The organism is Blautia sp. SF-50 (genome assembly GCF_900101315.1).
Lineage (GTDB): Bacteria > Bacillota > Clostridia > Lachnospirales > Lachnospiraceae > Blautia_A > Blautia_A fusiformis.
Genome location: NZ_FMUW01000019.1, coordinates 1 through 23,933 on the forward strand (window position 1 = coordinate 1; position 23,933 = coordinate 23,933).

At 45.9% G+C, this 23,933-nt stretch carries 22 protein-coding genes and 1 pseudogene; 5 read left to right on the forward strand and 18 right to left on the reverse strand.

What is annotated here, in order from left to right; translation table 11 throughout:
- Both BLP57_RS11940 and BLP57_RS11945 read left to right on the forward strand, forming a co-directional pair.
- Nucleotides 1-246, forward strand: a pseudogene (locus tag BLP57_RS11940) (group II intron reverse transcriptase/maturase); the annotation flags it as partial.
- A 102-nt stretch (nucleotides 247-348) separates the two neighbouring features.
- Nucleotides 349-1,725, forward strand: coding sequence for an MATE family efflux transporter (locus BLP57_RS11945; protein WP_092071993.1), 1,377 nt, complete (start codon nucleotides 349-351; stop codon nucleotides 1,723-1,725).
- Nucleotides 1,726-1,849: 124 nt separating this feature from the next.
- Here BLP57_RS11945 and BLP57_RS11950 read toward each other — a convergent pair whose 3' ends face one another.
- From BLP57_RS11950 to BLP57_RS11965, 4 genes are read right to left on the reverse strand one after another with little or no spacing between them, the layout of a single operon-like run.
- Complete coding sequence (locus tag BLP57_RS11950; RefSeq protein ID WP_059085911.1) at nucleotides 1,850-3,139, reverse strand: diaminopimelate decarboxylase; 1,290 nt, start codon at nucleotides 3,137-3,139, stop codon at nucleotides 1,850-1,852.
- Nucleotides 3,140-3,191: 52 nt separating this feature from the next.
- Nucleotides 3,192-4,628, reverse strand: a complete 1,437-nt coding sequence (pyk, locus tag BLP57_RS11955) for a pyruvate kinase (protein ID WP_059085912.1) — start codon at nucleotides 4,626-4,628, stop codon at nucleotides 3,192-3,194.
- 27 nt (nucleotides 4,629-4,655) lie between these two features.
- On the reverse strand, nucleotides 4,656-5,546 hold the full coding sequence (locus BLP57_RS11960) for a hypothetical protein (RefSeq protein ID WP_059085913.1): 891 nt from the start codon (nucleotides 5,544-5,546) through the stop codon (nucleotides 4,656-4,658).
- 30 nt (nucleotides 5,547-5,576) lie between these two features.
- Nucleotides 5,577-6,518, reverse strand: coding sequence for a magnesium transporter CorA family protein (locus BLP57_RS11965; protein WP_022426904.1), 942 nt, complete (start codon nucleotides 6,516-6,518; stop codon nucleotides 5,577-5,579).
- A 226-nt stretch (nucleotides 6,519-6,744) separates the two neighbouring features.
- Here BLP57_RS11965 and aroC point away from each other — a divergent pair, with 226 nt between their 5' ends.
- A complete protein-coding gene (gene aroC, locus BLP57_RS11970; RefSeq protein ID WP_022426905.1) occupies nucleotides 6,745-7,839 on the forward strand; it encodes a chorismate synthase in 1,095 nt (364 codons plus the stop codon).
- Nucleotides 7,840-7,967: 128 nt separating this feature from the next.
- Here aroC and BLP57_RS11975 read toward each other — a convergent pair whose 3' ends face one another.
- The 7 genes from BLP57_RS11975 to hemA form a co-directional block, all read right to left on the reverse strand.
- Nucleotides 7,968-9,050 carry a lactonase family protein gene (locus tag BLP57_RS11975; protein WP_015525261.1) on the reverse strand — a complete coding sequence of 361 codons (1,083 nt, stop codon included), beginning with the start codon at nucleotides 9,048-9,050 and terminating at the stop codon, nucleotides 7,968-7,970.
- A 188-nt stretch (nucleotides 9,051-9,238) separates the two neighbouring features.
- Nucleotides 9,239-10,519 carry a glutamate-1-semialdehyde 2,1-aminomutase gene (gene hemL / locus BLP57_RS11980; protein WP_015525262.1) on the reverse strand — a complete coding sequence of 427 codons (1,281 nt, stop codon included), beginning with the start codon at nucleotides 10,517-10,519 and terminating at the stop codon, nucleotides 9,239-9,241.
- Complete coding sequence (hemB, locus tag BLP57_RS11985; RefSeq protein ID WP_022426908.1) at nucleotides 10,519-11,502, reverse strand: porphobilinogen synthase; 984 nt, start codon at nucleotides 11,500-11,502, stop codon at nucleotides 10,519-10,521. The genes hemL and hemB overlap by 1 nt, the downstream gene beginning before the upstream one ends.
- A 2-nt stretch (nucleotides 11,503-11,504) precedes the next feature.
- Nucleotides 11,505-13,010, reverse strand: coding sequence for a uroporphyrinogen-III C-methyltransferase (gene cobA / locus BLP57_RS11990; RefSeq protein ID WP_092071995.1), 1,506 nt, complete (start codon nucleotides 13,008-13,010; stop codon nucleotides 11,505-11,507).
- On the reverse strand, nucleotides 13,007-13,900 hold the full coding sequence (gene hemC, locus BLP57_RS11995) for a hydroxymethylbilane synthase (protein WP_022426910.1): 894 nt from the start codon (nucleotides 13,898-13,900) through the stop codon (nucleotides 13,007-13,009). The genes cobA and hemC overlap by 4 nt, the downstream gene beginning before the upstream one ends.
- The gene (locus tag BLP57_RS12000) at nucleotides 13,887-14,378 is read right to left on the reverse strand and encodes a precorrin-2 dehydrogenase/sirohydrochlorin ferrochelatase family protein (RefSeq protein ID WP_015525267.1); all 492 of its coding nucleotides are present in this window, start codon (nucleotides 14,376-14,378) and stop codon (nucleotides 13,887-13,889) included. Before BLP57_RS12000 ends, hemC begins: the two co-directional genes overlap by 14 nt.
- The gene (gene hemA / locus BLP57_RS12005) at nucleotides 14,368-15,597 is read right to left on the reverse strand and encodes a glutamyl-tRNA reductase (RefSeq protein WP_092071998.1); all 1,230 of its coding nucleotides are present in this window, start codon (nucleotides 15,595-15,597) and stop codon (nucleotides 14,368-14,370) included. The genes BLP57_RS12000 and hemA overlap by 11 nt, the downstream gene beginning before the upstream one ends.
- A 201-nt stretch (nucleotides 15,598-15,798) precedes the next feature.
- Between hemA and BLP57_RS12010 the strand changes: the two genes are divergently transcribed.
- Nucleotides 15,799-16,596, forward strand: coding sequence for a sirohydrochlorin cobaltochelatase (locus BLP57_RS12010; protein WP_021653025.1), 798 nt, complete (start codon nucleotides 15,799-15,801; stop codon nucleotides 16,594-16,596).
- Between the two features lie 122 nt (nucleotides 16,597-16,718).
- Here BLP57_RS12010 and BLP57_RS12015 read toward each other — a convergent pair whose 3' ends face one another.
- The 5 genes from BLP57_RS12015 to BLP57_RS12035 all read right to left on the reverse strand — a co-directional run bounded on the left by BLP57_RS12015 (nucleotide 16,719) and on the right by BLP57_RS12035 (nucleotide 20,280).
- The gene (locus BLP57_RS12015) at nucleotides 16,719-17,930 is read right to left on the reverse strand and encodes an NADP-dependent isocitrate dehydrogenase (RefSeq protein ID WP_059085918.1); all 1,212 of its coding nucleotides are present in this window, start codon (nucleotides 17,928-17,930) and stop codon (nucleotides 16,719-16,721) included.
- A 163-nt stretch (nucleotides 17,931-18,093) separates the two neighbouring features.
- Entirely contained in the window at nucleotides 18,094-18,918 is an 825-nt protein-coding gene (locus BLP57_RS12020; protein WP_015525272.1) for a S8 family peptidase, read from the reverse strand.
- A gap of 146 nt (nucleotides 18,919-19,064) precedes the next feature.
- Nucleotides 19,065-19,313, reverse strand: a complete 249-nt coding sequence (locus BLP57_RS12025; RefSeq protein ID WP_092072001.1) for a hypothetical protein — start codon at nucleotides 19,311-19,313, stop codon at nucleotides 19,065-19,067.
- Nucleotides 19,314-19,328: 15 nt separating this feature from the next.
- Nucleotides 19,329-19,511, reverse strand: coding sequence for a hypothetical protein (locus BLP57_RS12030; protein WP_092072004.1), 183 nt, complete (start codon nucleotides 19,509-19,511; stop codon nucleotides 19,329-19,331).
- Between the two features lie 112 nt (nucleotides 19,512-19,623).
- On the reverse strand, nucleotides 19,624-20,280 hold the full coding sequence (locus BLP57_RS12035) for a hypothetical protein (protein ID WP_092072007.1): 657 nt from the start codon (nucleotides 20,278-20,280) through the stop codon (nucleotides 19,624-19,626).
- 128 nt (nucleotides 20,281-20,408) lie between these two features.
- Between BLP57_RS12035 and BLP57_RS17850 the strand changes: the two genes are divergently transcribed.
- Entirely contained in the window at nucleotides 20,409-20,570 is a 162-nt protein-coding gene (locus BLP57_RS17850; RefSeq protein ID WP_015525281.1) for a hypothetical protein, read from the forward strand.
- Between the two features lie 36 nt (nucleotides 20,571-20,606).
- Here BLP57_RS17850 and spoIVA read toward each other — a convergent pair whose 3' ends face one another.
- Nucleotides 20,607-22,076 (reverse strand): stage IV sporulation protein A, encoded by a 1,470-nt coding sequence (gene spoIVA / locus BLP57_RS12040; protein WP_022426914.1) that lies wholly within the window; start codon nucleotides 22,074-22,076, stop codon nucleotides 20,607-20,609.
- A gap of 145 nt (nucleotides 22,077-22,221) precedes the next feature.
- Nucleotides 22,222-23,919, reverse strand: a complete 1,698-nt coding sequence (locus BLP57_RS12045) for a [FeFe] hydrogenase, group A (RefSeq protein ID WP_015525283.1) — start codon at nucleotides 23,917-23,919, stop codon at nucleotides 22,222-22,224.
- Nucleotides 23,920-23,933: the final 14 nt, after the last annotated feature.

Below are 23,933 nucleotides of genomic sequence, written 5' to 3' on the forward strand. Positions count from 1 at the left end.
TGGCTCTATCATAGAATACGCATGTGTATATGGAAACAGTGGAAACTTCCAAGAACAAAGAAAAGAAATCTGATAAAGATGGGAGTACACGAATACTATGCGAACATGGCGGCAAACTGCCGAAGAGGACACTGGTATTGTGCGAATTTGACAACAGTTAAGAAAGCCATGACAAAAGAAAGACTGATAAACGGTGGCTTTTATGATTTAGCCACAGCCTATCAGTCTGTGCACATCAACTATTGAAACCGCCGTGTACCGAACGGTACGCACGGTGGTGTGAGAGGACGGGAGCTAATCACTCCCTCCTACTCGATTACTATCAAAAAACACGAAAGGAATAAAAAAATGGAAAAAGACAAAAGCTTTTTAGGAACCGAGTCTGTCGGAAAGCTTCTTCTGCAGCTTGCACTTCCTACCGTTGCCGCACAGCTCATCAATATGCTCTACAATATCGTCGATCGTATCTATATTGGTCATATTCCCGGAGAGGGTGCTCTTGCCCTTACCGGTGTAGGTGTCTGTATGCCGCTTATTATGGTCGTATCTGCCTTTGCTGCTCTTGTCGGAAACGGAGGTGCTCCCAGAGCCAGCATCTTTATGGGTAAAAATGACACTACAAAAGCCGAACAGACTCTCGGAAACTGCTTCACCATGCAGATCATCATCTCCCTGATCCTGACTGTTATCCTGTTTTTCGGAAACCGCAGCCTTCTCCTTGCATTCGGCGCCAGTGCAAACACCATCGACTATGCGGTTGGTTACATGAATATCTATGCAGTAGGAACTATCTTTGTACAGCTGACTCTTGGCATGAATAATTTCATCACAGCCCAGGGATTCGCAAAAACCGGAATGCTCTCCGTACTGATCGGTGCGATCTCCAACATTATTCTGGATCCGGTTTTTATTTTCGGATTCCACATGGGTGTCCGGGGCGCTGCTCTGGCAACAGTGATCTCCCAGGCATTTTCCTGCATCTGGGTCCTCTCCTTCCTCTTTGGAAAAAAGACCTTCCTGAAGCTTCGGAAAAGCACCATGAAACTGAAAGCCGATATCATTCTGCCCTGTATGGCTCTTGGCTCTTCTCTCTTTGTCATGCAGCTCAGTGAAAGCGTTATCTCTGTCTGCTACAACTCCTCACTCTTAAAATACGGCGGGGATGTTGCAGTAGGAGCCATGACTATCCTTACCAGCGTCATGCAGTTTGCCATGCTTCCTCTTCAGGGACTTGGTCAGGGTGCACAGCCTATCATCAGCTACAACTATGGTGCACGTAACGAAAAACGTGTACGTTCTACATTTAAGCTTCTTATAAAAACAAGTGTTTCTTATTCCGTGATCCTGTGGCTGATCATTATGATCTTCCCGCAGATCTTTGCCGGAATGTTTACTTCGGACAGTACATTACTTGCTTTCACAAAAACAGCGCTCCGAATCTATATGGCAGTTGTGTTTATCTTTGGTATCCAGATTGCCTGCCAGATGACCTTTATCTCCCTTGGCAGAGCCAAAGATTCCATCATTGTGGCTATTGTCCGGAAATTTATTCTGGTCATCCCGCTGATCTATATCCTGCCCAATATTTTCCGTGCTGACCGGACAAATGCAGTTTATATGGCTGAGCCGGTTGCGGATATCCTGGCCGTTACATTTACTGCCATCCTGTTTTTCTTTGAGTTTAGAAAAGCCCTGGCAGAAATCTCCGGCAGCCGGAAGCTGTAACCCTGCATTTGACCACCTTCCGCCCTGCTCGCGATCTTATACCTACCAGACGCTTAAACATAAAACAGCCTTCCAGCATCATTACAAGATGCATAGAAGGCTGTTTTTATATATTTCCGCTATTTTATTTCAGTTCGTCTTCATCCTGAAGAAGTTTCTCAAAAACAGGGAAGCAGTCAAAGGTTGCAAAATAATCTCTCGGTGTCTCGGCACGACGGATCATCTCAAAGCTGCCGTCCTCATGAAGAAGGATCTCTGCAGATTTCAGTTTACCATTGTAGTTATAACCCATTGCAAAACCATGAGCACCTGTATCATGGATCACAAGAAGATCTCCCTTGTCGATTTTCGGAAGCATACGGTCAATGGCAAATTTATCATTATTCTCACAGAGGGAACCTGTCACATCATATTTATGATCGCACGGCTCGTTCTCCTTACCCATAACCGTAATGTGATGATAAGCACCATACATAGCCGGACGCATCAGATTTACTGCACAGGCATCTACGCCGATATACTCTTTATGTGTATGCTTCTCATGGATTGCTTTTGTGACAAGGCAGCCATACGGTCCCATCATGAAACGGCCAAGCTCTGTATAGATCGCAACATCCCCCATTCCTTCCGGAACAAGTACTTCTTCATAAACCTTGCGGACACCCTCACCGATCACACGGATATCATTTGGCTCCTGATCCGGTTTATAAGGAATTCCGATACCACCGGAAAGGTTGATGAATTTAATGTGTGCACCTGTCTCCTTCTGAAGCTTCACGGCAAGCTCAAACATAACCTTTGCAAGCATTGGATAATAATCATTGGTCACTGTGTTGCTTGCAAGGAATGCATGGATTCCAAACTCTTTGGCACCTTTGGATTTCAGGATACGGAATGCGTCAAAGATCTGCTCGGTAGTCATTCCGTATTTTGCATCTCCGGGATTATCCATGATACCGTTACTGATCTTAAATACTCCACCTGGATTGTAACGGCAGCTGATCACTTCCGGGATTTTTCCGAGAGCTTTCTCTACGCTCTCAATATGTGTGATGTCATCAAGGTTGATGATCCCACCGATCTCATCTGCATATCTGAACTCTTTCTCCGGTGTGTCATTGGAAGAAAACATGATATCGCCCTTTTTGCAACCTACTGCCTTGGCCATCATAAGCTCTGTTTCTGAGGAGCAGTCGCAGCCACAGCCATACTCCTGCAGAATATTGATCAGATATGGATTCGGTGTTGCCTTTACCGCAAAAAATTCCTTGAATCCTTTGTTCCATGCAAAGGCCTCTTTCAGGGCTTTTGCATTCTCACGGATTCCCTTCTCATCATAGAGATGGAAGGGTGTCGGAAACTTTTCAGTAATTTCGTTGAGTTTCTCAAGTGTCACAAATGGTTCTTTTTTCATAATAACTGCATCTCCTGTTTTTCCGACTGCTGTTCCCGAAGAAAACTCAGTCTTATTCTGCCTCGATCACGTGCATCATATTTGTCACTGCACCACGACCGTTTGTCATGTTGGTCGCAGGGTCTCCTGCTGTAAATACAACAAGGTCTCCTTTATGTATCAGATGACGGCTGCGGACAACATTCATAGCCTGAGACATGATATGGTCCGTGGTATCTCTCTGATATCCTTTCAGAGGTGTTACACCCCAGATCAGCTGAAGTTTATGCTGGATGGTTGAGTTTGGTGTGATCGCATAGATCGGAACCTTCGGACGGAAATTGGAGATCAGTCTGGCTGTATTTCCACTCATTGTCGGTGTTACGATAGCGTTCGCCTTCAGGTTCTTTGCAGTACGCACCGTTGCAAGTGCCACTGCACTGGAGATCTTCTCTCTTCCGTCCATGGAACGATGTTCAATAAACACTTTATAATCCAGATGCGGCTCTGTCATCTCTGCGATATCTGCCATCATCTTAAGAGCATCAACCGGATATTTACCAGCTGCTGTCTCTCCGGAAAGCATGATCGCATCGGTTCCGTCGTAGATCGCATTGGCAACATCAGCTACCTCTGCACGTGTAGGACGCGGATTACGGATCATGGAATCAAGCATCTGTGTTGCTGTGATAACCGGTGTATAATGTTCGTTACACTTACGGATGATCGCCTTCTGGATGTGAGGTACCTGACTTGCAGGAATTTCCACACCGAGATCTCCTCTGGCAACCATGATACCGTCAGATGCTTCAATGATGGAATCAATATTCTCAACACCCTCTGCATTCTCGATCTTCGCGATAATACCGATATCCTTTCCACCATTATCATTCAGAAGCTTACGGATCTCACGGATCACCTCTGCGGAACGGACAAAAGATGCCGCGATGAAATCAAATTTCTGCTCGATACCAAAGATAATATCTTTTTTATCCTGCTCTGTGATTCCCGGAAGATTTACTTTTACATAGGGAACATTTACACCCTTCTTCTCTCCCAGTTCACCACCGTTTAAAATATCACAGACAATATCGGTTCCCTTGATCGCCTTAACCTCCAACTCGATCAGACCATCATCAATCAGGATTCTGTTTCCCGGTTTTACATCCTTGTAAAGTGTCTCATATGTGATAGCAACCTTTGTGCTGTCGCCTTCAAAATCGCCAATTCCAAGTACAAACTGTTTTCCCGCTTCCAGCTTAACCTTCTGTCCGTCCTTTAAAAGTCTGGTACGGATCTCCGGTCCCTTTGTGTCAAGAAGCATGGCAATAGGCATATCAAGCTCCTCACGAAGCTCCTTGATCATATCCACACGGCCCTTCTGCTCCTCGTGGTCTCCGTGAGAAAAGTTGAATCTGGCAATATCCATTCCATTCTCCATAAGAGCCTTCAGAGTTTCCCTGTTATTGCTGGCAGGTCCAAGTGTACAAATAATCTTAGTTTTTTTCATAATAATGTTCTCCTTCGTTTGTGCGTTTTACTGTACGTGTTTATGTGTAAATAAATGATCCTGACAATATTCATAATTTCCGTTGCACTTTGAGCAGAAACGAAACTCCAGGTTTGGGTCATCCTTTTCGGTACGTCCGCAGATCGCACATTTATGCTTGGCGATCCCATTCGGACCGGACCCTGTTCTGGAAGGAGCCACAGCCTTCTTAAACTGCTGCCTCCTGTGGATCTCCTTCGGATTGTATCGGTTCATATCACGGGTACTGAAATAAAAGATCACAAAGTTTAAAAGTGATGCTACGATCGGTACTACACCTACCCAAAGCCCGACTCGAAGATAAGATACGATATCCCACGCAATGAACAGTCCGTATACAAAGGCCATCCATTTCATCCTGATCGGGATCACAAACATAAGAAGCAGCTGAAGATCCGGATATGTGACTGCATAGGCAAGGAAAATAGAAAGACTGATATAATATGTGGTAAAAATATTTCCGCCAAGAGAATAGGCGATCCCGTTCATAACCACATAACCACCTGTAAATACATGTAAAAGCACTGCTGCGATCACAGTAAACAAAACACCTGAAAAAATATACAATGTGTACCGGAAAGTTCCCCAGGTACGTTCCAGTGAAGTACCGATCGGATAATAGAAAAAAAAGATTGCGAGAAGGAACATCACAAGATTGCCAGTTCCTCCCACACTGGACGGCGGATAGATCACCCATGTCACCAGTCTCCAGATCTGTCCCTTCATGACCATGGACATATCAAGACTCAGCATATTCAAAACTCCCGGAGCAAACATAGCCAGAAAATACCCCAACACATAACATCCGATGATGTAAACAGTCAGATTCGGAACCCCGAATCTTCCGAATTTACGTTCCAGTTTGTCGATAAATTTCATTAAAATCTCCTTTCAGAAAACTTTTGAAAATCAGAAAAATCGCTTCTTGGAAAGAATGATCGCTGCCACAACACTGATCGCCACAGAAATCAGGATAATGATCAGAAATCCCAATGGACTTCTTGATAAGGGCATACCGGAACCAGCCACATTCATTCCGTAAGCACTGAACACAATAGTCGGAATACTCATGACAATAGTAATGATCGCCAGTACCTTCATAACGATATTCATATTATTGGAGATGATCGATGCAAAAGCATCCATAGTTCCGTTCAGGATACCGCTGTACACATTGGCCATTTCGATCGCCTGCTTATTCTCAGTGATGACATCCTCCAGAAGATCGGTGTCCTCCGGATATTTCTTGATGCTGTCTATCTTCAGAAGCTTCTCCAGCACAACCTCGTTAGACCGGAGTGATGTGATAAAATAAGTCAGGGATTTCTGCAGCTCCAGAAGCTCGATCAGCTCTTCATTTCTTGTGGAAAGATGCAGTTTTTCTTCCACCTGCTCACTTTTTTTGTCAATGATACGCAGATAACGCAGGTACATGCTCGCATTTCTGTAAAGGATCTGAAAGATAAAACGGGTCTTCATATAGGTAAAAAAGCTCCGGACTCTTCCCTCCATAAATCTGGTAAGAACCGGTGTGTCCTCCAGACAGATGGTAAAGATCATAGACCCCGTCACAATAATGCCAAGCGGTATTGTCCCATACCAATCCTTGTCATTACGTTCCTCGATCATAGGAACATCAACCAGGATCAGTGTATAATTATCCTCAACTTCGATACGTGACCGTTCTTCCTCATCCAAAGGGGATCGTAAATCGTCAACCTCTATATCAAACTTCTCGGAAAATTCAAAAATCTCTGTTGCCGTCGGATTCGTCAGCGCAATCCAGCAGCCTTCCTCCGGTTCCTGTATCTGGTGGATGGCTCCGTCTATTGTCTTGTAAATCCTTACCACGATTCCCACTTCCCTTCTCTTGCTTTTCTTTTGCCAGGGCAAAATTCTTTTTTATTATAAATAGTCAAAATAGCTTTGTCAATTCATACCTTTTCTTTTTAAAAGAGCTTTTAAATAATTTTACATGATCTTTACATAAAAATTCATTCTGCCTTCCACGTTCTTTACATTTTTTCCGGCTTCCTATATAATGATTCCAGAATTCCAACGAAAGGAAGTTATACAAATGAGTCAGTCATCATTCGGAAAAAAATTCGTGGTTACCACCTGGGGAGAATCTCACGGCAAGGCTATCGGTGCCGTTCTCGACGGCTGTCCCGCAGGTCTTTCTCTCTGCGAAGAAGATATCCAGGTTTTTCTTGACCGGAGAAAGCCCGGTCAAAGCCGTTATACAACTGCCCGTAAGGAAGGAGATCTGGTGGAAATCCTTTCCGGAGTTTTTGAAGGAAAGACTACCGGTACTCCAATTTCTCTTCTGATCCGCAATACAGATCAGCGTTCCAGAGATTACGGAAATATCGCATACTCCTATCGTCCCGGTCACGCAGACTTTACCTTTGACCAGAAATACGGATTCCGTGATTACCGTGGAGGTGGACGCTCCTCCGGAAGAGAAACCGCCGGACGTGTGGCAGCCGGTGCCATTGCCATCAAGCTGTTAAACGAACTTGGCATTACATTTACTACCTACGCAAGATCCATCGGTCCTGTAGAGATCCGGTCCTTCTCAGAAGAAGAGATCCGAAATAATGCACTCTGCATGCCAGATGCCGACGCAGCCGCAAAGGCATCTGCCTATCTCGAACAATGTCTGAACAGTCAGGACAGTGCCGGCGGTGTGATCGAATGCCGCATCAAAAACGTTCCTGCCGGTCTGGGCGATACGGTTTTTGACAAGCTGGATGCTACCCTCGCTCATGCGATCATGTCCATTGGTGCTGTAAAAGCTGTTGAGATCGGTGACGGCATCAACGTGACACGTCTTACCGGTTCCGAAGACAACGACGGTTTTGTACAAAAAGACGGCATTATTTCCAAAACTTCCAACCACGCAGGTGGTATTATGGGCGGTATGAGTGACGGCAGCGATATCATTCTCCGTGCACATATCAAACCTACTCCTTCCATCAGTCAGTCTCAGTCTACTGTGACCAACACCGGAGAAAACCTGGAGCTTGAGATCAAGGGCCGGCATGATCCGGTGATCGTACCGCGTGCAGTAGTCGTTGTGGAAGCTATGGCAGCACTTACCATTACAGATGCACTTTTTAACAATATGAGTGCACGGATGGATCGTATCCACGAATTTTATCAGCGGTAATTTCACATTTTGACCTGTCAGATAAAAAAATATAAATGCGCAAAAAAACAGACTCAGGGAAAGTTCCTACTCGTCCCTGAGCCTGTTTTTGTCTGCCTGTGCAAGACTTACTTTGATCAATCCTGTTCTTAATCCAACTGCTCCCATGTATCCGGTACCGGCCAGATATGGATACAGTTCGGTGTCTCGATCTTTCTCGGTTTTTCGTTCATCATGATGATATTCTTTTCATAATCCACAGTGAAAACGGTAATACTGTTGCTGGCATGATTGGCAATAGCAATATGCTTGTTATCCGGGAAGATCATAAGATCCTTCGGGTAATCACCACTGATCGGAAGTGTAAATTTCTTGGTCAGAAGGCCTGTTTCCTGGTCTACTGCATACATAGTCACAGTATTTTCCCCTGCTGTTGTACAGAAAAGATATTTACCGTCCGCAGAAAGAGACATACCGGAAGCTGCGTTATGGAGCGCATCATTGGAATCCTCTTTTCCAAGAGTGGTAATGCTCTGAAGCAGCTGAAACTCCGGGTTCTTACCGCTTCCGTCATAGCTGTATACCTTCACCTCATTGCTGAGTTCAAAAAGAAGATATGCAAATCTTCCGTCATCACTGAAGCGGATGATACGAGGGCCGCTCTCTCTCGGGCAGCGAAGAATGTCAACCAGCTCCAGTTTGTCTTTCTTCTTATTGATACGATAGATCTTAACCTGATCGATACCATTATCTACCGCACAGAGATACTTATTATCCGGTGTCGGACGTACACAATTAACATGCGGACGGAAGTTACGCTCTGCCACGCTTCCAAGTCCCTTGTGGAAAACGCCGTCCATAACACTTCCCAGACGGCCGTCTTTATGTGTATGTACAACCGTTACCTTACCATCATGGTACCCTGCCACATAAAGATATCTTCCGTCCACATCTGTTGCAAGATAGCAGCCTCGCATTCCGTTGATATCCACACTGTTGAGGCGGGTAAGATCACCGTTCTTGTCTCTTTCAAATACAGCTACACCCTCATCCTCAATGGAATACAGATATTTACCGTTTTTTGATACTGCCAGATGAGAAGCATTGCTAACTTCCACTTCGCTTCGTTCTGTGAGTGTTCCTTTTTCTACATCTACATCGTATACCTGAATTCCCTTACTGGTTCCATGGGTATATGTTCCCACGTAAGCCACGTACTTCTTTTTTCCCATAAGTTCTGGCCTCCTGCTTTTTACATTGGTTACGTATTTTTGTGTTTATTTTATCACAAAGCTTCTGCAAGAACAAGTTACCATCCTGTTATCTTTTGTGCAATTTTTTATGCAAAGCTACCGTTCACTATGGCGTTCACACATAATCCACGCAAATGGATCGGCTCCTGCGCATCCATTACGCCTCTTTACAGATCTCCCAAAGCGCCTCTCATTGCTTCCAGAGTTTCATCAATTACTTCATCTGTATGCGCTGTGGAAAGGAACATCGCCTCAAACTGGGAAGGTGCAAGATGAATGCCTCGTTTCAGCATTCCCTTGAAATATTTTGCAAAAAGCTCCAGGTTGGATGTTTTTGCAGAAACATAGTCTTTTACCTCCTGGTCTGTAAAGAAAATACTTGCCAGAGAAGAATCATAGTTTACCTGATATGGAAGACCTTTTTCCTCCACGATCTTCTTCAAGCCGCCGTAAAGCTTCTCACCTTTGGCAGCCAGATCTTTGTAGATTTCCTGATGCTCATAGAGATATTTCAGCTGTGTGAAACCTGCAGCCATGGCAACCGGGTTTCCGCTTAAGGTACCTGCCTGGTATACAGGACCACACGGTGAGATCAGATCCATGATCTCCTTACGTCCGCCATAAGCACCTACCGGCATTCCTGCGCCGATTATTTTCCCGTAAGTGACAAGATCCGGACGGATACCAAAATACTCTGCTGCTCCGCCAAAGGCAAGTCGGAAGCCTGTGATCACTTCATCAAAGATCAGCAGACAATTATGCTCATCGCAAAGCTCACGAAGCCGCTTTAAGAAGCCTGGTTTCGGAGGAACCACACCCATGTTTGCTCCTACTGCCTCCACGATCACGGCTGCCACATTTCCCTCTTCCTGTTTGAGAAGTGCTTCCACACTGGCGGCATCATTGTAGGTAGCCGTCATGGTATCCTGTGTACAGCCCTTCGGAACACCGGCGCTGTCCGGAATACCACTTGCCATGACACCGGAGCCGGCACTTACCAGAAGGCAGTCACTGTGTCCGTGATAGCAACCTGCAAATTTGATGATCTTGTCTTTTCCGGTAAAACCTCTTGCTGCACGGATGGCACTCATAACAGCTTCTGTTCCTGAGTTTACCATACGGATCATATCTACATGTGGAATATGTTCACAGATAAATTCTGCGATCTCTACTTCGATTCCTGTAGCACAGCCAAAGCTCAGGCCATTTTCGCAGGCCTTGATCACACTCTCGCGGATCTCTGGGAAATTATGTCCCAGGATCATCGGGCCCCAGGAATCAATGTAATCCACATAACGGTTTCCATCTACATCATAGATGTAGCATTTATCTGCTTTTTCAATAAAACGAGGTGCCTCACCGATCGCTCCGTAAGATCTTACCGGGCTGTTTACGCCTCCCGGGATTCTTTTTACCGCACGCTCAAATAACTGTTCTGATCTTGTCATCAGCCGATCCTCCCTTCATCCATAAGTCTTGCCAGAAGCTCCGCATAATAGGTAAGATAGATCTGCGCACCGGAACGGAATGCTCCTGTAGCCATCTCACCCACGATCCTTTCTTCGTCGATCCAGCCGTTTGCAGCTGCTGCTTTTACCATTGCATACTCACCACTGACACTGTATGCGGCAACCGGAACGTTTGTGATCTCCTTTACCTGCCAGATCATGTCCTGGTATGCAAGAGCCGGTTTTACCATGATGATATCTGCACCCTCTTCCACATCTGCAAGTGCCTCTTTCAGCCCTTCTCTGCTGTTGTGAGGATCCATCTGGTAGCTTTTTCTGTCCCCAAAAGACGGAGCAGAATCTGCTGCCTCACGGAACGGGCCATAAAATGCAGAAGCATATTTTACTGCATAGGACATGATCGGTGTTGTATAATGCCCTGCCTTGTCCAGACACTGACGGATCGCTGCAACACGACCATCCATCATATCAGACGGAGCAACCATATCTGCACCTGCCTCCACGTGGGAAAGTGCTGTTTTTGCAAGAAGCTCCAGCGTCTTGTCATTGTCCACATCATGACCGCAGAGAACGCCGCAATGGCCATGGGAAGTGTACTCACACATGCATACATCTGTTACATAATAAAGCTCCGGAAATTTCTCTTTTGCAATGCGAAGAGCTCTCTGAACGATTCCCTCCGGATCATAGGCACCGCTGCCCACTTCATCCTTATGGTCAGGAATACCAAAAAACATCACACTGCCTACACCGGCTTTGGAAAGCTGTTCCAGTTTATACGGAAGACGGTCCAGGCTGTAACGGTACTGCCCGGTCATGGACGGAATTTCTTCTTCCTTATTTTCTCCTTCCATTACGAACATAGGATACATAAGAGAAGATTTATCCATTCTTGTCTCACGTACCATCTTACGAAGGTTTTCGCTACCTCTTAATCTTCTTGGTCTTTTTGTCAGTTCCATGATCATTCGCTCCTTTTCATATCCTCCACCAGCTTGACAAGACTGTCAATGGTGGCTTTTTCTGACATATATGCTTTCATTCCAAAGCTCTCAGCAGCCGCCTTCGTCTGTCTGCCGATGCAGGCCGCCTTAACCTTTGAATAATCCAGTCCTTTTGTTCCCTCTACAAATCCCTTCACAGTGGAGGCACTTGTAAACACCGCACAGCTGATCTGTCCTGTTTCAAATTCCTTCTTCTCATCGATGAGCTGGCTCTTTTCGTAAAGAGTCTGATAGGTCGGAACATCCTCGACCACAGCGCCTGCCTGTGCAAGAAATGCGGTAAGCTTTTCATTACCCTTTTCTGCCCGCGGGATAAGTATCTTTTCTCCACCGGAAAGAAGCTCTGAAAGTTCCTTTCCAAGAGTATCCCCGTCATATACCGACGGCACAAAATCTGCCAGCAATCCTCTTTCCTGCAGGGCCTTTTTTGTTCCCTCCCCAATCACGGCCAGACGAGCATTTCCCATGGCACGGATATCTTTTCCATGGCGGATCAGTTCTTCAAAAAATACCCTTACACCTGTAGGGCTGGTAAATACAAGCCACTGATATTCCTCCAGGTGATCCAGCGCTTTATAGAGACGGCTCTGGTCTTCCATGGGGACAGTACGGATCGCCGGAAGCTCCAGAACCTCCGCACCTTTTTCACGAAGCTTGTCCGCAGTTCTGGAAACAAGCTCTTTCGGTCTTGTGACAAGGACCTTCCATCCTGAAAGCGGCAGTTCTTCATACCAGCCAAACTTCTCTGCCAGTGTACATACCTTACCCACCACAATGATCGCCGGTGTCTCGATTCCCTGGCGTTTCACCTCTTCTTCCAGGGTAGAAACTGTTGCTACGATCCGTTTCTGACCTGCTGTAGTTCCCTTCTGCAGGATCGCCGCAGGCATGTCCTTTTCCATTCCTGCGCCTATCAGACCCTCGCAGATATCCGGAAGTGCGGACACGCCCATCAGAAATACAAGCGTTCCCTTTGTATCAACAAGTGCCCGGAAGTCTATATCATATTCTTCTCCGGCCCTCTTATGTCCTGTAATGATGTGGACTGAAGAACAGAAATCCCTGTGTGTTACCGGAACCCCGTTATATGCCGGTACTGCAATGGAGGAAGTAACACCCGGAACAACCTCATAAGGGATCCCATTCTCCCGAAGAAGCTCCAGCTCCTCTCCTCCTCTTCCAAAGAGGAATGGATCTCCGCCTTTCAGGCGCACCACACGAAGCCCCCGCTGTGCCTCCTCAAGAAGTACCTGATTGATATTTTCCTGACGCATGATATGGTGACTGGCACGTTTGCCTACATTGATCAGCCTGGCATTTTCCGGGATTCTTGACAGAACTCCCTGACCTACCAGACTGTCATAGACGACCACATCTGCCTGTTCCAGCACTTTGAGGCCTTTTAATGTAAAAAGGCCGATATCGCCAGGACCCGCTCCTACCAGCCATACTTTTCCTGTTTTCATCTGTTTTCTCCTTTTTTCCGAAGAGTTTCTGCCAGTTCCCTGCCTAAGCTTTCCGCATCTGCCTTATTGCCACGCAGTGTTCCTGTTACATAGGAACCGTCTTTTTCATTATAATAAAGCCCTCTAAGATAGATCTCATCCCCGAGAATTTCCGCATGGGCAGCCACCGGAGAAGAGCATCCTCCATCCAGGAGCTTTACAAAAGCACGCTCCGCACTTCCCGCGGTCCAGGCATCCTTATCACAGTAGCCCTCCAGGAAATCATAAGCTTCCCCTTTTCTTCCCTGTACAGCAAGGATTCCCTGACCAGCAGCCGGAATGATCTCATCTGCTGTAAAATACCGGTTGATCCTGGATTCCAGTCCAAGTCTCTTAAGGCCGGCAGCAGCCAGGATCAATGCACTGTACTGTCCTTCATCCAGCTTCCGGAGTCTTGTCTGAAGATTTCCGCGGATACTTCTGACATCCATATCCGGATACAGTTTTTTAAGCTGTAAGGTTCTCCTTAAGCTGGAGCATCCAAGGGGCTTGCTTTTATCAAGTTCAGAAGCTCCCTCAGGAAGAACCAGTACGTCTCTCGGATCTTCTCTTTTGGAAAAAGCCAGAAGCGGCAGCTCCTCCGGAACCTCCATAGGCATATCTTTCAGGCTGTGTACAGAAAGAATACTTCTTCCATCTATCAGTGCTTTATCCAGCTCCTTTACAAAAAGCCCTTTTCCGCCAACCTTATCCAGTGTACGGTCCAGAATGATATCCCCGGTAGTTTTCATAGTGAGGATTTCCACTTCCAGATCCGGATTTTTTTCTTTTATGTAGTCACGGACCATTTCGCTCTGCAGCACTGCAAGCTTACTCTCTCTGCTGCCGATCACGATCTTATCTCTCTTCATCTTCATCCTGCTCTCCCAATACTTTTTCCAGCGCATTCTGGATCTCTTCCCTTACACGCTTTGCTTTTTTGTGATCCAGTCCGCTGGCTGTAACTCCAACTACCATTTCATCCCGCATATATACGCCTGGGAAATAAAAATCACAGGCTTCCCGGTCGGAGGCTACATTAACATAAATGCCCTCCTCCTTACAGACACGGTGGATCTCATCATTCAGCTTCCAGTCATTGGTGGCTGCGATCACCATATATGCGTTGGCAAAGTCTGAACGTTTCACGGGACGGATATATAAAGTTACAGTTCCTGCTTTTCCAAGATCCATAAGCTCCTGGGTCACTTTTGTAGCCACTACCGTGATATTTCTTGTAAATTTCAGAAGAGTCTTTATTCTTCTGGTAGCAATATTACCACCACCTGCCACAACGATATTTTTATCGGACAGGTCTATAAACATGGGGAAATAAGGTTTATTCTTCATAAAGTTTCTCCAGTCCTTCCACACATTCCAGAAAAGCATCCTGGTTCAGACTGTCCCGAAGCCCGAAGATCAGCTTGTTCACAACCTTTCCGGCTGCAGTATCCACTGCTTTTTTCAGGTTTTCTCTGTCTGAATCCTCCATAGGAGTTTTCCGGAAGATTTTTTCGATCCTCAGGTTCAGATCTTCCACAGCATCCGCTTTGATCTCCTGGATGCGCGGGATGATATCACGACCTTCCAACCACTGGAAAAATTCGTTCATCTGGGCCTTCACAATGGATCCTGCTGCTTCCAGGTTATCTGCAAGTTCCTTCGGTGTCTCGCCGGTTCGGAAGCTGTCCATATCATAAAGTGTGATGTTATCTTTTTTTCGGATCTCCGGATCAATATCTCTTGGAACTGCCAGATCGATAAGGATCATAGGTCGTTCCACACGTACATCCTCAAACAATTCTTCCGTCAGTGTATAATTGGGGCTTGCTGTTGCGCTGACCACCAGGTCACACTCCGGCAGATAATCCATTCTCTCACCATAATTGATCCTGCTGCATCCAACAGGAATGCTCACAACACCACTTCTGTACTGACGGATCGTAACCGTCACATCCGCTCCTGCTTCACGCAGTGTCTGGGCAGCCATCTTCCCCATCTCACCGTTTCCGATCACCATACAGACTTTATTGCGAACATGATAACCGCCCTCTTCCAGAAAACGGATGGCCTGATGGATCACAGAAGGATTTCCATGAGAAAACGGCACTTCCGTTTTGATCTTCTTGCCTGCAGTTACCGCCATACGGAAAAGCACCTCCAGAACACTGTCTGTGGTAAACTCATCCCTTGACATACTCAACGCCTCTTTTACCTGGGTCAGGATCTGATCTTCCCCCAGGATCTGGGATTTCAGTCCGCTGGTAAGATAAAAAAGGTGCTCCACCGCCTCTTCGTTTTCTCTGCTGGTAAAATACTTCTGGTATTGTTCTCCCTGCACACCTTTCAACGAGCAGAGCCACTGATACAGGTCCGGCTTCTCCTCATCTGCAGTACTTACCCACAGTTCCAGCCGGTTACAGGTCGACAGAATAATACACCCGCAGATCCCAGCTTCTTCTTTCAGCCTGCGCAGCGCCTCTCCGGTATTTTTACGGGTAAAAGCAAACTGCGCTCTGACATCTACAGGTGCCATATTATGATCGATTCCAAGCATGAATATACTCATGTCCTACATTTCTCCTTTGTTTCCACAATCTTTTATAATGATAAACATTTCCGTAAGGAAAGTCAACTACGATTGACAATGTCAGCCCTCCCTTTTATAATATCTTATGGTAGAAATTGCGGATCATCTTTATATTCCAGCGGAGAAATATAAAGAATTTATCATAATCACCATAATTATCAGGATGGAGGAAATCCCCGTATGAACTCAGCTTCAAAAAAAGCGATCCTAGTAGTAAGTTTCGGCACAAGCTATGAAAACACCCGTAAGCTTACCATCGAGGCAATCGAGCACGATATTGCCGATGCATTCCCGGCCTGTCCCACCTACCGTGCATGGACAAGCAAAATGATCATTGCCAAACTGAAAAAGCGGGACGGTCTTACGATCCACACGGTAAAGGAAGCTCTGGAACAGATGCTTCTGGATGGTATCACCGATGTGATCGTACAGCCGACTCATGTGATCAACGGTATCGAAAATGATCAGATGAAAGCCGATGCGCTTTCTTTTCGTGACCGTTTTTCCAGTATTGTTTTCGGAAATCCTCTTCTCACAACAGAAGAAGATAACCAGGCGATCGTCCGGGTAGTTGCAGATGAATTCCGGGACATGGATCCGGACACTGCACTTGTACTGATGGGACATGGAACAGAACACTACGCAAACACGGTTTATGCTGCTTTGGATTACCGTTTTAAAGATACCGGACATAAAAATATTTTTCTTGGAACTGTAGAAGCCTATCCGGCCCTGGACTCCCTTCTCCGGGCTGCCGACAGCTTTCATCCGAAAAAGATCGTGCTAGCGCCTTTCATGATCGTAGCCGGCGACCATGCACAGAACGATCTGGCCGGTGCAGATCCGGACTCCTGGATGAACCGTCTTTCTTCCGAAGGATATGAAGTCACCCCTGTACTGAAGGGACTTGGAGAATATCCCCAGGTCCGGCAGATCCTTGTGGAACATGTACAGCAAGCCATGAACGTTTCGGTCTGACAGAGATCAGATGATCCATATATATCCCTCATAAAAAAACTGCACCGTGATCCATCCCTGGATCTTCCGGTGCAATTTTTTATTTTTTATGAAATTACTTGAAATTCTGAAATTCCTATTATTTATGCCATCAGTTCATCCAGTTTTGTCTTTACAGCAAGGATAAACTCTTTGCTGTTCAATACCTGTACCTCTTTCAGGGAAGTGATCAGTGCAAGATCCTTGGTCATCTTTCCGCTTTCAATGGTATCCAGTGTTGCTTTTTCCAGTTTTCCTGCAAAATCAGCAAGTGCTTCATTTCCGTCCAGCTCGCCTCTCTTGCGGAGAGCTCCTGTCCATGCAAAGATCGTTGCAACAGAGTTTGTGGATGTTTCTTTTCCCTCAAGATGACGATAATAGTGTCTCTGAACTGTTCCGTGGGCAGCCTCATACTCAAAATATCCCTTCGGGGATACCAGTACAGAGGTCATCATGGCAAGAGAGCCAAATGCGGAAGATACCATGTCGCTCATAACATCTCCGTCATAGTTCTTGCATGCCCAGATAAAACCGCCATCTGCCTTCATAACACGGGCTACGATATCATCGATCAGACTGTAGAAATAGGTCAGGCCGGCTTCCTCAAATTTATCCTTAAACTCTGCATCAAAGATCTGCTGGAAAATCTCTTTAAATCTTCCATCGTATGTTTTGGAAATGGTATCCTTGCTTCCGAACCATACATCCTGCTTTGTGTCCAGTGCATAATTAAAGCAGCTTCTCGCAAAGCTCTTTACGGAATCATCAAGATTATGCATGCCACGGAGAACACCTGCTCCATCAAAATGCTGGATCAACTCCTTACGCTCTTCTCCGTCTTCGCCCTCAAATACAAGATATGCATCTCCCGGCTTGTCAATATAAAATTCTGTATTCTTATAGATATCTCCATATGCATGACGTGCAAGTGTGATCGGTTTCACCCAATTCTTTACACATGGCTCGATTCCCTTTACAACGATCGGCGCACGGAATACAGTTCCATCAAGAATGGCACGGATCGTTCCGTTTGGACTCTTGTACATTTTTTTCAGGTCATACTCTTCCATTCTGGCTGCGTTTGGCGTGATCGTGGCACATTTTACGGCTACTCCGTATTTCTTGGTTGCTTCTGCTGCATCAATGGTAACCTGATCATCTGTCTCATTTCTGTGCTCAAGACCAAGATCATAATATTCTGTATTCAGTTCCAGATACGGTGTGAGAAGTTCATCCTTGATGATCTGCCACAGGATACGTGTCATCTCGTCTCCGTCCATCTCAACTAAAGGTGTCTGCATTTTGATTTTTTCCATATTATTTTCTCCTTTTGAGGTTTATTCTCCTGTTCGGATTCCAGGTGCTCTTTCCTTTAGAATCTTTCTTCAGCACTTTTACTGTACATTGTACTCATATTTTCCGGTTCCGTCAACGCTTTTGTGCTTTACCACACTATGTTTATAAGAATTGTATAATAATTCAGCCTGCCAACAGTTTTTCACAGTTAAATTTTCCCCATCCCTGCTGATTTCTGGGAAGTCCCATATCTTCTGCATTTTCTCTTAACAACATCTTTACCTCCACATTAGAAAGCCGGGGATCTTTTTCCAGAAGGCAGGCGATCCCTCCTGACACCAGAGGCGTCGACATGGAGGTTCCGCTTTTGAGCCCATATGAGTACGGCAGTCCCGGTGCACAGGCAATGACCTGGCTTCCCGGCGCTACCAGATCCGGTTTGCACACACAGTCAAAAGTAGGGCCTCTTCCGGAAACTGCCTTTCTGCCATTCAGCATATCACTGGAGCCTACGGTAATGATCTTCCGGCTGCTTCCCGGTGCTGTTACCGTGCCGGCCCCCGGTCCCTGATTTCCTGCTGCAGCTACCACCACAAATCCCAAATCCCAAAGTTTTTCCACTCCTTCAAGAAGATCTGTCTGTTCCTTATGATCCCGGGATGTTGTTCCCACTGAAATATTAACGATACGGATATGATAAATGCTTCCAAACTCCATGATCCACCGAAATGCCCGCATCACATCCTCCCTGCTTCCGTTCCCGAAACGATCCAGAACCTTCAGAGCAGCGATACTGCAGCCAGGTGCAGCCCCTTTATATTTTCCACCTGATGCAGTTCCGTCCCCTGCAAGGATCCCGCTGACATGAGTCCCATGTCCGTTATCATCATATGGGCTGCGTCTGACTCCTGTAAAATCACGAAACACGGAAATACGGCTGCCAAAATCTATATGAGGAAAAATACCGGTGTCCAGAACCGCCACGCCTATCCCTTTTCCTGTATACATCCTTTTATACCTTTCCAAAGCTCTCCCGTCGGACAGCTGACCTTTCTTTAGCTTATTCTGCGGACATCTTTCCCGCTACTCGTTTTATATAAAAAGACCCCGGGATCTTACATCTGAATCCCCGGGATCTTTGCTGTATATTTTATTTAGTTTCCTCTTCCTGTACGAAAATTAACTGTTTTCTGGATCTGATTGTCCATTATGGTGATCACTAGATCCTGACCTGCCGCATCCTTGGAGTCTTTCTTTTTGCTGTCATCCTCTTTTGCATCCTGAAGCTCTGCGGTTTCCTCCTTTGTCGTTATCTCGCCTACAAAAGCAGCTGTCGGTGCCCCCAGACACATCGCTGCGATCAATGCTGCCCCTAAAAGCACCTGTACTGTTATTTTTCTCATTTCTTATGTCCTCCTTTATAGCGTCAGTCCGCCTATTATACGGGCTGAATCTTTGTTGCCTGTAAGAATTTCGATCTGATTTCCGTCTGCTGCAAGAAGTGAACAGTCCAGATATAAGCAAAAACCGCTGCTGTCCGTTTTTCCATCTTCTGTGGAAACATCCATCGGAAATGCTTCATAAATCTTATCATGGTTCAATCTTATATAAATCCTGCTGTCTGTATCCAGATATTTTTCTTCAATACAGCCTGTGATCTTTTCCAGATTTCCCTGGATCTCGCACTGAACTGCTCTGGCACCGGCAGGAACCTTATTTGCTGATCACGTCCAGTACAATTTCCTTCCCTTTTTTGTCTTTGTATGTATTGACCCAGAATCTTGTGTATTCCAACAGATATTCCTGTCCGTCACCATAACAGCCATCTGTCTTTCTGGTACGAAGAGGTCTGCCAAGGACTTTCCGCAGTGCTGCAGAACTCTTTTCTCTTACAAATGCTTTCCTTATTCTTGAAGATGTTCTAGCATCGTATACACCAGTTTTTGTATTAAAAGCATAAAATCCGGCTCTGGACTGTCCATATGCGGAATAATAAACGCCTTTTACCATCTGTGCATACCGGTTAAATCCATAGTATTTCCCGCCGATCTTTTTTACAAGGAGATAGTTCTCCCCGAAGAATGTTCCACCTTTATAAGCCTTTCCGGTGTTGGAAAAATAGTATCTGTATGTCATTTTTTTGCCGGTAGTCTTATTAGCGACAGTCACGGTTTTCCATGTATTCTTTACTTTTTTTCCCTTCACATAATAGTAGTATTGTCCGCCCTCTTTTTTCCAGCCATTTTTAACAGCTGCTTTTGCGGTTGTTGTGGTTGCTGTTGTTGCTGCCTGCGCACACACTGTGCCAAATGTCAGGCAAAACAGCATTGTGATCATGAGAACAAGCTGTGCGAATCTTCTCTTTTTCATGGTTTCTTTTCCTCCTGTTTTAAAAATCTCCATACCCGGTGATAATTATATTTTCTTGCAATATAATGTATAAAATACATTATCTCCTCCAATACTTAACATATCTGAAAAATAAAGGAGGTTTTTCTATGCTTCTCTTTTTTCTTGTATTCTTCGGACTCCAGATCTTTGTTCTTTTCTGCTGTGCCGCTGCAGGAAATGACGCCGCTTCCCAGGAACTATCTGACCAGGAACAGCTTCAGTTTATCGCAGAATGGAAAAAACAACATCAAAAAAAGGACGTCTGCTGAAGAACGTCCTTTTTGCTTTGCAATTCTATTCTCCATTCATATGATGATACACACCAGTCCGCCTTTGCTGTCATTTACGATCTTCTTCATAGTATCCTGAAGCTTCACCTGACTTTCTTCGCTGATCATGGCAAGCTTGTTCCGGATTCCGTCTTCCACCAGCTGCTGGATGGATTTTCCGAAAATATTGGTCTCCCAGATACTTTCCCCTCGCTCCGGGCTTTCTCTGATATACTTTATCAGGTCCTCCGCCTGCTGTTCTGTACCAACAATCGGAGCGATCTCCGTTTCGATTCCCGCCCGGATCATATGAATGGACGGACTTTTTGACCGGATCTTTACTCCGAATTTATTTCCCTGACGGATCACCTCAGGTTCCTCAATAGTGATCTCGGAAAGCTCAGGCACCACAACCCCATACCCTGTTCCTTTTACCGCTTCCAGGGCAGCCTGGACTTTTACAAATTGTTCCTTCATACCGGCAAGCTCTTTTATGGTCTGGATCAGTTCATATTCGCTTTCCATAGATATCCCGCTCATTTCACTGAGCATCTGATAATAATAAATGTCTTTTACTGCGATCCGGATACGGACTTTTCCATCGGAAAGACTGACCTGCTCAAGCAATGTATCTTCCACATATGGACTTTCCAGATATACTGATTCTCTGCTTACATCACGCACATGAGTAAGTCTGGTCATCTTTTCCCGAATCTCATTTAACAGAGCCGCCTTTACCTCATGTTCCGGAGAAAGCATCTCCACCCATCTGGGAACAAAAAGCTCTATCTCACTGACCGGGAATTCATAAAGGATCTTCTCCAGGATTCTGGTCACATCCTCTTTTCGAAGCTGTTCACAGTTGACTGCCAGAACGGATACTCCAAATTTCTCTTCCAGATGTTTTACAGTTTTTCCGGTTTCCTCACTGTAGGGAGTCTGGGAGTTTACCAGGATCAGAAAGGGTTTTCCCTGGACTTTCAGTTCTTTTATGGTCTGTTCCTCTGCCGGAATAAAATTTTCTCTGGGAATCTCCCCAAAACTTCCGTCTGTTGTGACTACAATCCCAATGGTGGAATGCTGGCTGATCACTTTTTCCGTTCCAATGCGGGCTGCATCATGGAACGGGATTGCTTTTTCCTGCCAGGGAGTTTTGACCATCCGCTCCCTGCCTTCTTCCACATTTCCGGATGCATCCTTTACCAGAAAGCCTACACAGTCAATGAGTTTTACCCGGATTTTCTGGTTTTCCCCTATGGATACTTCCACTGCTTCTTTTGGAATAAATTTGGGTTCTACGGTGGTGATCATTTTTCCGGCACCGCTTAATGGCAGTTCATCCTGAAGTTCTGCTCTTTTTCCCTCGCTGATCGATGGCAGTGCTATCAGCTCCATAAATCTCCGGATGAATGTGGATTTTCCTGTACGGACCGGTCCCACAACCCCTATGTAGATATCCCCGCCCGTCCGCGCCTGGATATCACGGTAAACCTGAAAGTTTTCCATATAAAAAAGCCTCCCTGCATATACTGGCCTGTAAGTTCCGGGAAACGTCTTAAAAAAGACAGTTCCCGCATACCACAGTATATGCCCGGAAGGCTTCTTATATGCTGCTGTTCACCGGGAACAGCAGCTCTTTGTATTCCTCATATCAGTCTTTGATATAGAACTCATTGTGAAGCAGATGATGCTCTTTGCCTTTGAGGAGTCCCTCATAAAGCTCCAGAACCAGTGGGTTCTCATCGGATTTCTTGATGATCATGGTATTGTCTGCATTGTACAAACCTCTTGCTCTGGCTGCCTTGGTTCTGTCACCGGATCTGGTCGGCTGACCTCCACCCATGATACATCCACGGCGGCATGCCATAACCTCGATCAGATGATAGTTTGCCTCGCCGTTCTTTACACGTTCCATAACGGTTCTTGCATTTGCAAGGCCACTGGCTACGCATACATTGATATCCATTCCCTTGTACGGTACGGTAAATTCCTTGATTCCCTCTTCACCACGAACACCGCACTCTGCAATCTCATGCATGGCTTCCTTGCTGTGATCCGGGCTCAGTCTTCGAAGAACTGCCTCGGTAACACCACCGGTAACACCGAAGATAACGCCACCGCCGGAACCAAATCCAAACGGCATATCGCATGCTTCCGGATCCAGTGTTGCAAAATCAAGACCAAAGTTATCGATCATGCGGAGAAGCTCTGTGGTTGTGATAACGATATCGGTATCCTGCTCGCCATCGGTAAAGCTGTTGGGGCGGATTGCCTCTGCCTTCTTGGCTGTACATGGCATAATGGAAACCATAACGGTCTTCTTGCCTGCTGCATGCTCCGGATCACGGAAGTATTCCTTGATAACCGCAGACATCATTCCCTGTGGGGAACGGCAGGTAGAAATGTTCGGAACATATTCCTTATACTGATCTGTGATGAACTTCACCCATGCAGGACAGCAGGAGGTCAGAAGCGGAAGGTTCTCACCCTTCTCTACTCTGTTTAAGAACTCCTTGGTCTCTTCCATAATAGTAAGATCGGCACTGAATGTGGTATCGTATACTTCATCAAAGCCCATTCTGTGGAGTGCGTTGACGATCTTGCCCATAACGCTCCTGCCCTTTGTGAGGCCGTAGTGATCACCAACTGCTACACGGACTGCCGGCGCGATCTGGGCAACCACACGGGTATCCTTGTCCGCAAGTGCATCCCAAACCTCATCCATATGTGTACGAATGGAGATGGCTCCTGTCGGACAGTAAACACGGCACTGACCACAGTTTACACACTGTGTCTCAGCAATCTTTTTATTGAATGCAGGCATAACCATGGCCTCTGTTCCACGGAATGCGAATCCAAGAGCTCCGATTCCCTGAAGTTCCTCGCAGGCACGTACACAGTTGCCGCAGAGGATACATTTGTTCGGATCACGGATGATGGACGGTGAACTGTCATCGATCTCGTGCTGTTCTCTTGTATTTTCAAAACGGATATCCCGCACGCCAAGGCGATGTGCCAGCTCCTGCAGGATACATTCGCCGCTCTTTACACAGGTTGTACAGTCACGGCAATGTGCTGCAAGAAGCAGCTCCACGATCAGTTTACGATATTTCTTAATACGACCGGAGTTGGTATAGATAACCATTCCGTCTCTCGGCTGCTCGGAACAGGAGGCAAATGTTTTGCCTCTGTCATCCTCAACTGTACAGAGACGACAGGCACCAAAGGTGGAAACCTCTGAATGATAGCACAGTGTGGGGATATTGATACCGGCATTCCTGATGACTGTCAGGACATTTTTTTCGTCAGTAAATTCTACTTTTCTTCCGTCAATTGTCATTGTACCCATAAGATATCCTCCCT